The organism is Streptomyces sp. NPDC001678, assembly GCF_042892945.1.
In the GTDB taxonomy this organism is placed as follows: domain Bacteria; phylum Actinomycetota; class Actinomycetes; order Streptomycetales; family Streptomycetaceae; genus Streptomyces.
The window spans coordinates 552,672-565,417 of sequence record NZ_JBIAUP010000002.1 but is presented as its reverse complement, the minus strand read 5'-3'; the positions used below and the strand labels follow the sequence as shown (position 1 = coordinate 565,417).

The 12,746-nt window shown below is 70.4% G+C and carries 13 protein-coding genes; 3 read left to right on the top strand and 10 right to left on the bottom strand.

What is annotated here, in order from left to right:
- Positions 1–101 precede the first annotated feature (101 nt).
- The 3 genes from ACFYZR_RS06210 to ACFYZR_RS06200 all read right to left on the bottom strand — a co-directional run bounded on the left by ACFYZR_RS06210 (position 102) and on the right by ACFYZR_RS06200 (position 3,740).
- A complete protein-coding gene (locus ACFYZR_RS06210) occupies positions 102–836 on the bottom strand; it encodes a transglycosylase SLT domain-containing protein (RefSeq protein WP_391905704.1) in 735 nt (244 codons plus the stop codon).
- 391 nt (positions 837–1,227) lie between these two features.
- The gene (locus ACFYZR_RS06205; protein ID WP_391905701.1) at positions 1,228–2,550 is read right to left on the bottom strand and encodes a PhoH family protein; all 1,323 of its coding nucleotides are present in this window, start codon (positions 2,548–2,550) and stop codon (positions 1,228–1,230) included.
- 428 nt (positions 2,551–2,978) lie between these two features.
- Entirely contained in the window at positions 2,979–3,740 is a 762-nt protein-coding gene (locus tag ACFYZR_RS06200) for an isoprenyl transferase (protein WP_391905700.1), read from the bottom strand.
- 110 nt (positions 3,741–3,850) lie between these two features.
- Between ACFYZR_RS06200 and mgrA the strand changes: the two genes are divergently transcribed.
- Positions 3,851–4,894 (top strand): L-glyceraldehyde 3-phosphate reductase, encoded by a 1,044-nt coding sequence (gene mgrA, locus ACFYZR_RS06195; RefSeq protein ID WP_391905698.1) that lies wholly within the window; start codon positions 3,851–3,853, stop codon positions 4,892–4,894.
- Positions 4,895–5,348: 454 nt separating this feature from the next.
- Here mgrA and ACFYZR_RS06190 read toward each other — a convergent pair whose 3' ends face one another.
- The 5 genes from ACFYZR_RS06190 to ACFYZR_RS06170 all read right to left on the bottom strand — a co-directional run bounded on the left by ACFYZR_RS06190 (position 5,349) and on the right by ACFYZR_RS06170 (position 9,687).
- Positions 5,349–6,554, bottom strand: a complete 1,206-nt coding sequence (locus tag ACFYZR_RS06190) for an MFS transporter (protein ID WP_391905695.1) — start codon at positions 6,552–6,554, stop codon at positions 5,349–5,351.
- A gap of 101 nt (positions 6,555–6,655) precedes the next feature.
- Entirely contained in the window at positions 6,656–7,237 is a 582-nt protein-coding gene (locus ACFYZR_RS06185; protein ID WP_391905692.1) for a TetR/AcrR family transcriptional regulator, read from the bottom strand.
- Positions 7,238–7,307: 70 nt separating this feature from the next.
- Entirely contained in the window at positions 7,308–8,900 is a 1,593-nt protein-coding gene (locus ACFYZR_RS06180; protein ID WP_391905690.1) for a multicopper oxidase domain-containing protein, read from the bottom strand.
- Positions 8,897–9,346 carry a hypothetical protein gene (locus ACFYZR_RS06175; protein WP_391905687.1) on the bottom strand — a complete coding sequence of 150 codons (450 nt, stop codon included), beginning with the start codon at positions 9,344–9,346 and terminating at the stop codon, positions 8,897–8,899. The genes ACFYZR_RS06180 and ACFYZR_RS06175 overlap by 4 nt, the downstream gene beginning before the upstream one ends.
- The gene (locus tag ACFYZR_RS06170; RefSeq protein WP_391905685.1) at positions 9,343–9,687 is read right to left on the bottom strand and encodes a darcynin family protein; all 345 of its coding nucleotides are present in this window, start codon (positions 9,685–9,687) and stop codon (positions 9,343–9,345) included. Before ACFYZR_RS06170 ends, ACFYZR_RS06175 begins: the two co-directional genes overlap by 4 nt.
- A gap of 102 nt (positions 9,688–9,789) precedes the next feature.
- Here ACFYZR_RS06170 and ACFYZR_RS06165 point away from each other — a divergent pair, with 102 nt between their 5' ends.
- The gene (locus ACFYZR_RS06165; RefSeq protein WP_391905683.1) at positions 9,790–10,512 is read left to right on the top strand and encodes a TetR/AcrR family transcriptional regulator; all 723 of its coding nucleotides are present in this window, start codon (positions 9,790–9,792) and stop codon (positions 10,510–10,512) included.
- A gap of 22 nt (positions 10,513–10,534) precedes the next feature.
- Here ACFYZR_RS06165 and ACFYZR_RS06160 read toward each other — a convergent pair whose 3' ends face one another.
- A complete protein-coding gene (locus ACFYZR_RS06160; protein ID WP_391905680.1) occupies positions 10,535–11,377 on the bottom strand; it encodes an SAM-dependent methyltransferase in 843 nt (280 codons plus the stop codon).
- Positions 11,378–11,465: 88 nt separating this feature from the next.
- Positions 11,466–12,206, bottom strand: a complete 741-nt coding sequence (locus ACFYZR_RS06155; protein ID WP_391905678.1) for a prepilin peptidase — start codon at positions 12,204–12,206, stop codon at positions 11,466–11,468.
- Positions 12,207–12,264: 58 nt separating this feature from the next.
- Here ACFYZR_RS06155 and ACFYZR_RS06150 point away from each other — a divergent pair, with 58 nt between their 5' ends.
- Complete coding sequence (locus tag ACFYZR_RS06150) at positions 12,265–12,633, top strand: DUF192 domain-containing protein (protein ID WP_391905675.1); 369 nt, start codon at positions 12,265–12,267, stop codon at positions 12,631–12,633.
- The last annotated feature ends 113 nt before the right edge of the window (positions 12,634–12,746 follow it).

The window sequence follows — 12,746 nt, the reverse complement described above, 5'->3', positions numbered from 1 at the left end:
CCTTGTCGACGTTACCTGCCCGGTGGGACAACGAAGCCCCCGACCTTCGCAGGTCGGGGGCTTCGGCTGGTCAAGAGGTGGCGGCAGGGCCTAGGCGGGGCCTAGTACCACTGGTTGGCCTGCCAGAACGACCAGGCGCCACAGGGGCTGCCGTAGCGCTCGTTCATGTAGCTGAGGCCCCACTTGATCTGGGTGGCCGGGTTGGTGCGCCAGTCGGCGCCCGCGGACTCCATCTTGGTGCCGGGCAGCGCCTGGACGAGACCGTAGGCACCGGAGGAGGCGTTGGTGGCGGTGTAGTCCCAGGTGCTCTCGTTGTTCACGATGTTGCTGAAGCACTGGAACTGGTCGCCGGGGATCATCTGCCGGGCCATCGCCTGGACCTCGGCGACGGAGTAGGAGCCCTTGACCGCGAAGGACGAGGCGTCGCGGGCGGCGGAGCGGCTGGAGACCTGCTCCTTCTCCTCGCGCTCCTTGGCCTTCTTCTCGGCCTCTTCCTTCTCCTTGGCCTCGGCGGCTTCCTTCTTCGCCGTGGCGTCCTCGGCGGCCTGCTTGCGCGCGGCCTCCGCGGCGTCCTTCTGCGCGGCGTCGTCGGCGGCCTGGGTCTGCGTCTCCGCCTGCTGCTTGAGAGAAGCGGTCTGGGCCTGGACGGTCTGTCCCGAGGGGATGGCCGCGAGAAGCGTCGTGTCCGCTGCGGTGGCCTCGACGTGATCGGTCGTCGTGCCCTGATCGTTGCCCGCTGCGACACCCACGACGGCGCCCACGGTGGTGACAGCGGTGGCGGATGCCACGGCGAATCCCCGGACAGAAATCCGGCTCACACGTTTTCCTTCCAGCATCGCCCGCATAGGTGACCTCGCGGACGCGACGTGCCCCTGGCGCGGGCCTCCGTCAGCACGGGTCCCGGTGGGGACCGGCCGGTCACTGGAGGCGCTGACCCGGTGGGGCCTCCTGACGGAGGTCCGCGATGTGCTCGGGCGGCATACGGCGACGCTGTTCATTTGTGTGTTCCGCTGTGTTCCGCATCGCCCCCGGAGGGGCCCAAGTGCCGTATGCGGGGCCTGACAGGAAGCAGACTCTGCCTGAACCGCGCGCTCCGAGGCAATTCTTGGTCGCGTGGGAAAGCTCACACCCTGTTTATCCCTGCGGTTTCACGGAAACAGCGGCGCCATGCAAGGGCGCGCGGCTAAGCTCCTCGGCTTCGCCGCGCGCCCTCTGGTACGGAGCCGGTCAGATGCGGCCGTCCTCCAGCAATTCGGTCACCAGCGCCGCGATGGGCGAACGCTCCGAGCGCGTCAGGGTGACGTGCGAGAAGAGGGGGTGCCCCTTGAGCTTCTCGACCACGGCGACCACGCCGTCGTAGCGCCCGACACGGAGGTTGTCGCGCTGGGCCACGTCATGGGTGAGCACCACCCGGGAGTTGGCCCCGATCCGCGACAGGACCGTGAGCAGCACGTTCCGCTCCAGCGACTGGGCCTCGTCGACGATGACGAAGGCGTCGTGCAGCGAACGGCCGCGGATGTGGGTGAGCGGGAGGACCTCCAGCATGCCCCGCCCCACGACCTCCTCGATCACCTCGGTGGTCGTCACGGCCGAGAGGGTGTCGAAGACCGCCTGGGCCCAGGGGCTCATCTTCTCGGCCTCGCTGCCGGGCAGATACCCCAACTCCTGCCCGCCCACCGCGTACAGCGGCCGGAACACCATCACCTTGCGGTGCTGGCGGCGCTCCAGCACGGCCTCCAGACCCGCGCACAGGGCCAGGGCCGACTTGCCCGTGCCCGCGCGGCCGCCCATGGAGACGATCCCGATGTCCGGGTCCAGCAGCATGTCCAGGGCCACCCGCTGCTCGGCGCTGCGGCCGTGGATGCCGAACGCCTCCCGGTCGCCGCGCACCAGCCGCACCTCGCCGTCCGCCGTGACCCTGCCCAGCGCCTTGCCTCGCTCGGACTGGAGCACCAGCCCGGTGTGCACGGGCAGTTCGGCGGCCTCGGGAACGTACACGCGCTCGGCGGTGAAGAGTTCGTCCACCTGCTCGGCGGTGACGGCGAGCTCCGCCATCCCCGTCCAGCCGGAGTCGGTGATGGCGAGCTCCGCACGGTACTCCTCGGCCAGCAGTCCGACCGCGGACGCCTTGATGCGCAGCGGCAGGTCCTTGGAGACGACGGTGACGTCGTACCCCTCGGCCTGGAGGTTGCGGGCGACCGCGAGGATGCGCGAGTCGTTGTCACCGAGGCGGAAGCCGGCGGGCAGTATGCCCGGATCCGAGTGGTTCAGCTCCACCCTGAGCGTGCCGCCGAGTTCTCCGGTCGGGATCGGCGCGTCGAGCCGGCCGTGGCGCACACGGAACTCGTCGAGCAGGCGCAGGGCCTTGCGCGCGAAGTAGCCGAGCTCGGGGTGGTGCCTCTTGGCCTCCAACTCCGTGACCACCACGACGGGCAGCACGACCTCGTGCTCCTCGAAGCGGGACACGGCTCCTGGGTCGGCCAGCAGGACGCTGGTGTCGAGGACATAGGTGCGCCGGTCGCCATCACGGCGCTTCTTGCTGTTCACCACGGGTGGACGAACCCCCTCGTGCAGACGTAAGGGCGCACCGCCGTTGTGAGGAACGGTGGCGCGGGGAACGGGCCGGGGCCTGGCCCCTCCAGGGTCGCCGGTCGTCATCCGGCCCACCGCCCTCGCCGTGCGGGCGCTCCGGCCCGCTCGGTCCGCACGGTCGTCATCCTGGTGCAAAGGGCCTCCCGGGCGGGCGGCCCCATGCCGCCCGCTGGCAGAGCGACGGTCCCAGTTCCGACCGTCGGCCTGCTGGGGATATTCCCGCTGTACCGCGTGAGCATGCAACGGCATATGCGTCGCGCAGGTGAACGATTGATCCGTCGTTACCCGTACGCCAGTTCCTCAGCCGTCCGAACGGGCGTTCCGTCAGTGCCCGTAGCCGGGCCGCTGTCCGGCCGCCCGGTTCAGCCGCCGTGGCGGCGGTGGGTTCAGCCGCCGTAGCGGCGGTGCCGCGCCGCGTAATCCCGGAGCGCGCGGAGGAAGTCGACCTTGCGGAAGGCCGGCCAGAAGACTTCGCAGAAGTAGTACTCGGAGTGGGCGCTCTGCCAGAGCATGAAGCCGGACAGCCGCTGCTCACCGCTGGTGCGGATGATGAGGTCCGGGTCGGGCTGGCCGCGCGTGTAGAGGTGCTTGGTGATGGCGTCGATGTCGACGGTCTCGGCCAGTTCCTCGTGGGAGACGCCGTTCTCCGCGGCTTCCAGGACCAGGGAGCGGACCGCGTCCGCGATCTCCTGCCGGCCGCCGTAGCCGACCGCGACATTGACCAGTATGCCCTCGCGGTCGACCGTCTCCTGCTCGGCCTCCTTCAGGACCGACTGGGTCCGGGCCGGGAGCAGATCGAGGGTGCCCACGTGGTGGACGCGCCAGCGGCCGTCCGCGGCCAGGCCGCGCACCGTGTTCTCGATGATGGCGAGCAGCGGGGTGAGCTCCTCGGCCGGGCGGTCCAGGTTGTCCGTGGAGAGCAGCCACAGCGTGACGACCTCGACATCGGTCTCCGCGCACCAGCCCAGCAGGTCGGAGATCTTGTCCGCGCCCGCCTGGTGGCCCTGCTCGGGCGTACGGCCGTCCGCGCGCGCCCAGCGGCGATTGCCGTCGAGGATGACACCGATGTGCTTGGGCACCTGGGCGTGGTCGAGGCGGCCCTCCACCCGGCGTGCGTAAAGCCTGTACACCAGGTCGCGCAACTTCACTCTTCCTGCCCCTCCATGCCACGGCGGTCGCCCCGAGGGCGCCACACTACTGCCAGCGTGTCGCGAGGACCCAACTCGGCCTGTCACAGGACCGTGATAGTCAGATGCACATGACCGATCCCTCGCTCTACCACGCGGCCGAAACGCGCTACGACTCCATGGAGTACCGGCGTACGGGCCGCAGCGGGCTGAAGCTGCCCGCCATCTCCTTGGGACTGTGGCACAACTTCGGCGACGACCGCACCCTCGACTCGCAGCGGGCCATTCTGCGCCGGGCCTTCGACCTGGGGGTCACCCACTTCGATCTGGCCAACAACTACGGCCCTCCGCCCGGTTCGGCCGAGCTCAACTTCGGCAAGCTCTTCGCCCAGGATTTCCTGCCCTATCGGGACGAAATCATCATCTCCACCAAGGCCGGCTATCTGATGCACCCCGGCCCGTACGGCGAATGGGGCTCGCGGAAGTACCTGATGTCGTCGCTCGACGCGTCGTTGCGCCGGATGGGTGTCGATTACGTCGACATCTTCTATTCGCACCGGTTCGACCCGCACACCCCGCTCGAGGAGACGATGGGCGCCCTGGCGTCGGCCGTCCGGCAGGGCAAGGCGCTGTACGCGGGCATCTCCTCGTACAGCGCCCAGCAGACCCGGGAGGCCGCCCGGCTGCTGCGGGAGATGGGGGTGCCCGCACTGATCCACCAGCCGTCCTACTCGATGATCAACCGCTGGACGGAGGACGACGCGCTGCTCGACGCCCTGGAGGAGGAGGGCATGGGCTGCATCGCCTTCGCACCCCTCGCCCAGGGCCTGCTCACGGACAAGTACCTCCACGGCGTCCCGGAGGGGTCCCGCGCCTCCCAGGGCAAGTCGCTCGACCCCGCGCTGCTCACGGAGGACGTGGTGCGCCGGCTGCGCGGCCTGAACGAGATCGCGGCGCGGCGGGGGCAGTCCCTGGCCCAGCTGGCGCTGAACTGGGTGCTGCGGGACGAGCGGATGACCTCGGCGCTGATCGGCGCGTCCAGCGTGGCGCAGCTGGAGGCCAATATCGCCGCACTGGGCGCCGCCCCGCTGGAGAAGGCGGAACTGGCCGAAATCGATGCCCTGGCGGTCAGCACGGAGGGCGTGAACATCTGGGCCCGACGGGGAGATTCCTAGATCGAACCGGCCGGAATCCCGGCGCGCTTCCTCTTCGGGATACCCGGCGATGGTTGGCCAGGCCATGATCATCGCATTGCCGTGGCACATCTCGACACGGAGAGTGACGAGGGGGAAAGAAAACGGGCCGGTCCGTGGGGGGGATACGGACCGGCCCGAGGGGGGGTTTCCACCATAACCGGTCCGAGGCCCTGTTTGCTGCACCGACGGGGGTGACAATGCGTGGCGTGCTGACTTGCGGCCAAGAAGTTGATCTTGTGTGGAGCGTTTTGCGGAGTCGGCTCGAGCCCCCTCGAACCCTTCATTACTGGGCTGACGGCGCAGAACCGGCCATCCGGTTGCCATCCGACCACCATCCGGAATCCGGCCCACCGCTCTCCCGAAAATGTCTTGCAAAGTCATCATCGGCTTGACGTGATTCCGCATTCCGGGCGTCATTGACATCACGGCGATGTCACGAGGACATCACGCGGGCCTCTCGACGGGCTCCCGCGACCTCGCCCGCACCCGTGGCCCGGGCGCCGGAGAGCCGCCGGAAGACGTCGGGAACGAGGGTGAGGACCCCGATCACGGCCATGCCGGCCCCGAGCCACAGCGGCGCGCGAAGGCCGAAATCGGCTATCGCCAGTCCGCCGATCGACGACCCGATGATGATCCCGAAGGTGATGAAGGACGAGTGGACGGTGTTGACCAGCGGCCGGGCATTGCCGACCCGCTGCACACGCGTCACCATCGCCGGATTCATGGTCACGCCGACCAGGCCGACGCCCATCATGAACACCACCGTCGGCGCCTTGAGATGGGCCAGCAGTGCGAATCCCGTGAGAAAGACCAGGTTCAGGACTAGACCAAAGAGCAGGACGGTCCCGGCGTGACGATCGGCGAGCCGCCCGACGACGTTGTTGCCGATCACGGTCGCGGCGCCGTAGCCGATAAGCAGCAGCGGGACGGTACCGGTGCCGAATCCCGTGATCTCGGTGAGGATCGGGTTGAAATAGGAGAACGCGCAGAACGTCGCGCCGATGACGCAGGTGCTGGTGGAGAGGGCACGCCAGAGCCGGCGATTCCGGAAGACGCCCATCTCCTCGCGCAGGCTTCCGCCACCCTCGGTGTACGTCGCGTCCGGCACCCCTGCGAGCGTCCACAGCGCCGCGACGGCGGCGAGACCCGTGATGACCCAGAAGGCGGCGCGCCAGCCCAGGTACTCCCCGACCAGCGTGGACAGCGGCAGCCCCAGCAGGGTGCCCAGCATCAGCCCGTTCATCAGCACGGCCACCGCCCGGCCCCGCACCTCGGGGCGGGTCAGCTCGGCGCAGAGCGAGACGGCCGTACCGAAGAAGGCCTGCGAGGCGACACCGGTGATCACCCGCGCCGCCACCATGACCCCGTAGCCGGAGGCCGTGGCGGCCAGTACGTTGCCGAGCAGGAAGATCACGAAGAGCACGGCCAGCGCCCGTTTGGGCCGCAGCCTCAGCACGGCGACGGTCAGGAGGGGCCCGCCGAGGGACATGGCGGCCGCGAACGCGGTGATGAGGTAGCCGATCTGCGGGATGGTCGCGTCCAGCCCGTCGGCCATCTGCGGCATCAGTCCGGCGACGACGAATTCGCTGGTCACCATGGCGAAGACGCCCAGCGCCAGGACGTATACGGCTCGGGGCATGACAGTTCCCTGGTCTCTGGTCTCTGGTTCTCTGGTTTTGTATCGATCAGTTCAAAACGCGGGCATGCGCGAGTGCGCACGGGGAGGTGATGGGTTGGGGGTCAGATCGCGTCGAGGGCCGTACGGGCGACGGCGCGCAGCGCCGCCTCGCCCGCCCCCGCGCGGGCCGCGACCCGGATGCCGCCGACGGTCGCGATCACGAAGTGCGCGAGAGCGCTCGCATCCTTGGCCTTGTCGAGGTCGCCGGCCCGCTGCCCGGCCTCCAGGGCGGCGGTGAGCGCGTCGTGGCGGCGGGCGTAGTCGCGCTCCAGCTCGCGCGCCACCTCGGGGTCGCGCGAGGCCAGTTCGACGGCGGTGTTGACGTAGAGACAGCCCCGGCCATCGCCGTCCACCCCGGTCTCCTCCAGGATGACGCTGTCCAGCAGGGCGCGGACCTTCTCGCGGGCGGGGACGTCCTCGTCCAGGAGCGCGGCCAGTTGGTCGCTCCTGCGCCGCATGTACAGCGCGAGGGCGCGGCGGAAGAGGTCGCGCTTGCTGTGGAAGGTGTTGTAGACGCTGCTGCGACCCAGGCCGGTGGCCTCGCACAGGTCCTGGGTCGAGGTCGCCTCGTACCCGGCGGTCCAGAACGCCTCCAGCGCGGCGTCGACCGCCCCTTCCTCGTCGAACTTCCTCGGTCGGGCCATGGGATGACCGTAACAGGTTTTGGATCACACGGTCCAATACTTGCCGGGGCGGGCCACGGCCGGTGCTTCGCTAGACGACCTGGAAGTTGCCCATCATGGCCATGTCCTCGTGTTCGAGGTTGTGACAGTGCAGCATGTAGCGCCCCTTGTAACCGGCGAACCGCGCGAGGACTTCCACCACTTCGTACGGGCGGACGTCCACGGTGTCCTTCCAGCCGGCGTCCGCGGCGGCCGGCGGCCTGGCGCCCCGGGCGACGACCTGGAACTGGGCGAGGTGCACATGCACGGGGTGGTGGAAATCGCTGCTGAAACGCCACCGCTCCACACTGTCCAGGCGCGGCGACGCCAGCACGGTGTCGGTACGGAACGGCCGCCCGTTGATCGTCCACAACTGCCGGCCCTCACCGGCGCCGGTCCTGCGGAAGTCGAACACCCGCACAGGCATCGCCGCGCTCGGCGAGAGCCTCTCGAACGACGCGGCGAGCCGGGCCGGGACGTGACTGCCGTCCCTCCCCCCGCGTCCCCCGCGAACGACGTGGAAGCGCATGACATCGCGCATTCCTCCCTCGGCCACCCCATTGCGCAGGGTGATCCGGCTGCCGACGGGAAAGTCCGCGAAGTCGACGACGACGTCGCAGCGTTCACCTGGCGCCATGTCGATCGTGCCGAGCGGCTGGGGTGCGGCCAGCAGTCCGCCGTCGCTGCCGATCTGGACGAACCGCCCGTACCTCCCTCCGCCTGCTTCCAGGCGGAGCCGGTAGCGGCGGGCGTTGGAGGCGTTGAGGAGGCGGAAGCGGTAGCGGGTGGCGGACACCTCCAGGGCGGGCCAGGGCGCGCCGTTGACGAGCTGGACGTCGCCGAGCACACCGTCCGGGAAGGCGTCGTGATCGTGTCCGTGGGCGGGGTATCGGAAGGAGCCGTCTTCCTCGAAGGAACGGTCGCACAGCATCAGCGGGATGTCGCGGTCACCGCGGGGCAGCGGGAGCCGGTCCTCCTCCTCGTCGCCGATGAGGAAGAAGCCGGCCAGGCCGCGCCAGACCTGCGGGGCGGAGAAGTCCATGCGGTGGTCGTGGTACCAGAGCGTCGCGGCCCGTTGAGGCAGGGGGTATTCGTAGGTGCGGTAGCCCACGGCCGTCCGTCCGGCGTGAGCGCCCGCCATACCGTCGTGGGCGTCGTTGGCGTCGCGGCCGTCGTGGCCGTCGTACGCCTGCCCTGGCGCGCAACGGGCGGGGAGCAGCAGGTCAGTGGGGTAGCCGTCGGACTCCGGCGGGGTGACGCCGCCGTGCAGATGCGTGACGGTGGGAACCGTGAGGCTGTTGCGCACCCGGAGCACGGTCCTGCGCCCCGAGCGGGCGGCGAAGGTCGGACCCGGGAAGATCCCGTCGTACCCCCATACCGTCGTCTTCCGCCCGGGCAGGATCTCCACACGGCCCTCGCGCTGCTCGACCTCGTAGACGTCGGCTCCCCGCTCGGTGCGTACCGGCCGGGCCACCGGCGGCACCGGCAGCGGAACGCCGAACGGCGCTGGCAGCGGCCCGGCGCTGGCCAGCACCCGGCCGGTCGACGCGCCGGCGAGCCGGGACCAGCCCGTCGCGCCCACGGTCACGGCAGCACCGGCACCGGCCGTCAGCCCCAGGAACCCACGGCGGCTCAGACGCTTCACTCGGCCACTCCCGCCACAGGCCGCCGCCCCGCGCGCCGCGCGGTACCGCCGTGGCGAGTGGCGGTACCGGCGTGGTGAGTGAACGCCCAGCAGGCCAGGGCCGTCGCACAGCCGAAGACGCCCATCCCCAGCGGTATGTGGCCCGCCAGCACTCGGGCCTCACCGAGCCCCTGCTGCACGCTCACCAGCGCCACCAGCACCGCGCTCGCCACGGCGAGCCAGCCCGGGGCGGCTCGGCGGCGCCACACCACCAGCGCCGCCACCGTCTCGGCGACGGTCAGGGCGCCGAGCACGCTCGCGTTGGCGGCGTGCCAGGTGAGCAGTTCCAGGTCGCCGGTGACGAACAGGCCGGCCAGCGCCGCCTGTACGAGCGTGTCCAGCAGCACCGCCACCGCGACGGCCCGCAGCACACGCATGGGCCAGACCGCGTTCCGTACGGGCGTCAACGGCCCGTCCTGTCGGCCAGCGCCTGCTCGTACGCCTGGAAGCCGTCCTCGACGCCCAGGAAGATCTCGCCGAAGGTGAGGTAGCCCCCGGCGATGACCGGTGTGTCACGCAGGGCCTCGATCAGGAAGTAGTACGCGCCCAGGTCCTCGGTCTCCAGCATGACGAAGTCCGAGAAACGGCCGTTGAACGCCTCCGCGTCGAAGAAACGGGCCCGGACGCGGTCGGCGCTGGCGGCGAAGGCCGGCTCCAGATGCGCCTCGCGCATCGCGTTGCGCTCCTCGCGCGACAGCGCCAGCCACCGCTCGGTGACCGTGTAGGTGAGGACGATGCCGTACTTCATGAGACTCCCCCGAGCAGCGAGCATTTGCTAACGGTGTTAACTTTCGAGGGGAAGCTAAAGTGATAGGCGTTAACTTTGTCAAGGGAAGGCGGCCCGAGCCCCATGTCCAGCACCACGGGAACCCGTACCGGCCGCCGTCACCGGGTGCGCGAGGAAGCGCTGGCGGAAATCCTGCGCACCGGGCGGCGACTGCTGGTCGAGCAAGGCCCGGGGGCCGTCACGCTGCGGGCCATCGCCCGCGAGATGGGCATGACCGCGCCCGGCCTGTACCGCTACTACGCCGGCCACCGCGACCTGATCCAGGCCCTGGCCTCCTCCCTCTACGACGAACTGGCCACCGCTCTTTCCGCGGCCCGCGACCGCCACCCGGACGCCGAGCCCGGACGGCGACTGCGTGACGTGTGCCGCGAGCTGCGCCGCTGGGCGCTGGACCACCCCCGCGAGTTCGGCCTGCTGTTCGCCAAGCCGGACGCGGACGCCGACACCACACCCGGCACCGCCGCCCACGACTCCAGCTGGCGCTTCGGCGGCGTCATCCTCGAACTCATGGTCCAGCTGTGGCGCAGCGGCGGCATCCAGCCGCCCACCGACCTCGACCCCGCCTGGACGACCCAGCTGGAGGAGGTCCGCGAACACCTCTCCGGCGAACCCGTGCCCCTGGACGTCATCTACGTCTTCGTCGCCTGCTGGGCCCGCCTGTACGGGGCGGTCGCCGTGGAGGTCTTCGGCCACCTCGACTTCGCCCTCACCGACCCCGAACCGCTCTTCGAGCACGCCCTCGACGACATCCTGGCCACGTTGGGCGCCCCTGCGGACCGCCGCTGAGAACCGCCGTCACGGCTGACTGTCACGGCTTCGAGGCGACGACGATCGCGTAACCGATGCCGGGCGTAGAGGCGAAGGCGTCGGCGACGGCACGAGCGTTCTTCAGGACCTCGCTCGCGGCCGCCGACTCCGGGACGTCGGGGATCGCCACCTGCCCGAGCCGCTCGGACACATTGCGGACCGTCCCGCGCACGGCGTGGTCGGAGACGTCGACGACTTCCTCGACCACGAGCCCGCTGTCCTCTATCAGCCGGGGATACTCCGCGAGGGGAGCGAACGAGACGATGCCCGTCATCCGGAAGTAGTCCTCCAGACCGGCCCGTCGTTCCTCGGGGACCGGGGCGTTCTGGACGATGTTGGCGATGGCGAGCCGGCCACCCGGCCGCAGCGTGGCGGCCACGCACTTGAGCACCCGCTGGGGGTCGGCCATATGGATCAGACTCTCGAACAACCAGGCCGCGTCGAAGGATTCGGGATCGAAGGGAAGGCTCACGGCATCGCCGTACCGGAACGTCACCCGGTCCCCCAGCCCTTCGGCCTCTGCCGCCAGCGTCGCCAGCCGCACCTGCTCATGGCTGATGGTGACGCCGACGACCTCCGCGCCCGTCGCCCGCGCGAGGCGCAGGGCCGGACGGCCCGTACCGCAGCCGACGTCGAGCACGCGCCGTCCAGCCCCGGCCCGTAACTTGGCGACCATCAAGTCGGTCATCCGCTCGGACGCCTCCTCCATCGAGGCGTCGTCGTCGGGCCCTTCCCAGTAGCCGTAGTGGAGACTGCCGCCCATGAGGGCACCCAGCATCTCGCTGCCCTGGTCGTACATCTCACCGATCGTCTCGGGATTCACCTTCGAGCCACCGACAGCCATGCGTGACCTCCCTTGATTCGTCAGATTCCTTGAGAAACACGCTGCCTGAACCAGCCAGTCGACGCCGGCCCCGCACCAGGCCGGTACCTCAGCCGTCGGCCCGTAGCGCGCCCGCCAGCAAGCCTGCCCACGCTCCCGCGATCAGGAACGGGCCCAGGGGTATGGACGCGCCCCGGGACACCCGCCGGGCGAGACGCAGCGCGTTGCCGTAGCAGGAGGCGAGGAACAGGCCCACGAAGGCGCCCAGAAGCACCGCCCACCAGCCGTACCAGCCAAGGGCGCACCCCAGGCCCGCGGCGAGTTTCACGTCGCCGAACCCCATGCCGCTCGGGTGGAGGAGGAACAGCACGAGATAGCCGCCGCCCAGCGCCAGCCCGCCCAGGAGGGCGTGGGGCCAGGAGCCCGCGGCGCCCGGTATCAGCGAGGCCGCTCCCAGGAGGAGCGCCGTCCCCACGGCCAGGGGCAGGGTCAGGGCGTCCGGCAGGCGGCGCACCTGCCAGTCGACGCCTGCCAGCACCACCCCCACGGGCGCCGCGAGGAGCCATACGGCCAGCTCGGGCCGTATCCCGACCACCGCCGCGAGCCCGCCGCACACCACGGCCGTCATGACCGCCGGCCACCACGGCGGCGCCGGCGCGCCCGGCCCGTACCTCCCCCCGCACTCGCCGCAGCGCGCCGGGCCCACCCAGCCGCCGACGGCATGCCCGCACGGGCCCGTGGACCGCCATCCCTCCCCCGGCTCCACGGCCAGCCGGAACCGCGCGCGCCGCGTCAGCACCCCGGCGAGGGCGCCGTACACAGCTGCAACGGCGATCAACACAACGTCCATGCCCCGAGGTTACGTACGTTCGCCGATTCTCGCCGGGGCCTGTGGATAACCTGGGCGCATGGCCCGCCACCAGGACGGTTTCGCTCAACTCCACGTCGTTTCCAGCGGGATGATCACACCGCTGGAGATCGCCGCCTCCTACCGGGCCCGGACGCGCGGCCTCCTCGGCCGCGACGCCTTCGAGCCCTCCGAGGGCGCCCTCCTCCTGACCCCCGCGTCCAGCGTTCACACCTGGCGCATGCGCTTCCCCATCGACGTCGCGTACCTCGACCGCCACCTCACCGTGCTCACCGTCCGCACCATGCGCCCCGGGCGCCTCGGGCTGCCCCGGGTCAGGGCCCGTCATGTCCTGGAGAGCGCGGCGGGCGCGATGGCGGGGTGGGGCGTGGCTCCGGGGGCGCGCGTCGAGATCCTCCCGCCCGAATGACCTGCCCCAATGGTTTTCCGCCTGCCACGGCCCGTCGCCGCTCCGCGACTGGACCGGAGGCAGGGCGGGTATGACGGAATTATCCGGCACGTCCTCCTCCGTCCCCACCCTGC

Bases quoted from the DNA above. Each gene is read 5' to 3' on its own strand.
- ACFYZR_RS06210 (WP_391905704.1), bottom strand. From the start codon at position 836: ATGCTGGAAGGAAAACGTGTGAGCCGGATTTCTGTCCGGGGATTCGCC.
- mgrA (WP_391905698.1), top strand. From the start codon at position 3,851: ATGACCGATCCCTCGCTCTACCACGCGGCCGAAACGCGCTACGACTCC.
- ACFYZR_RS06190 (WP_391905695.1), bottom strand. From the start codon at position 6,554: ATGCCCCGAGCCGTATACGTCCTGGCGCTGGGCGTCTTCGCCATGGTG.
- ACFYZR_RS06185 (WP_391905692.1), bottom strand. From the start codon at position 7,237: ATGGCCCGACCGAGGAAGTTCGACGAGGAAGGGGCGGTCGACGCCGCG.
- ACFYZR_RS06170 (WP_391905685.1), bottom strand. From the start codon at position 9,687: ATGAAGTACGGCATCGTCCTCACCTACACGGTCACCGAGCGGTGGCTG.
- ACFYZR_RS06165 (WP_391905683.1), top strand. From the start codon at position 9,790: ATGTCCAGCACCACGGGAACCCGTACCGGCCGCCGTCACCGGGTGCGC.
- ACFYZR_RS06160 (WP_391905680.1), bottom strand. From the start codon at position 11,377: ATGGCTGTCGGTGGCTCGAAGGTGAATCCCGAGACGATCGGTGAGATG.
- ACFYZR_RS06155 (WP_391905678.1), bottom strand. From the start codon at position 12,206: ATGGACGTTGTGTTGATCGCCGTTGCAGCTGTGTACGGCGCCCTCGCC.
- ACFYZR_RS06150 (WP_391905675.1), top strand. From the start codon at position 12,265: ATGGCCCGCCACCAGGACGGTTTCGCTCAACTCCACGTCGTTTCCAGC.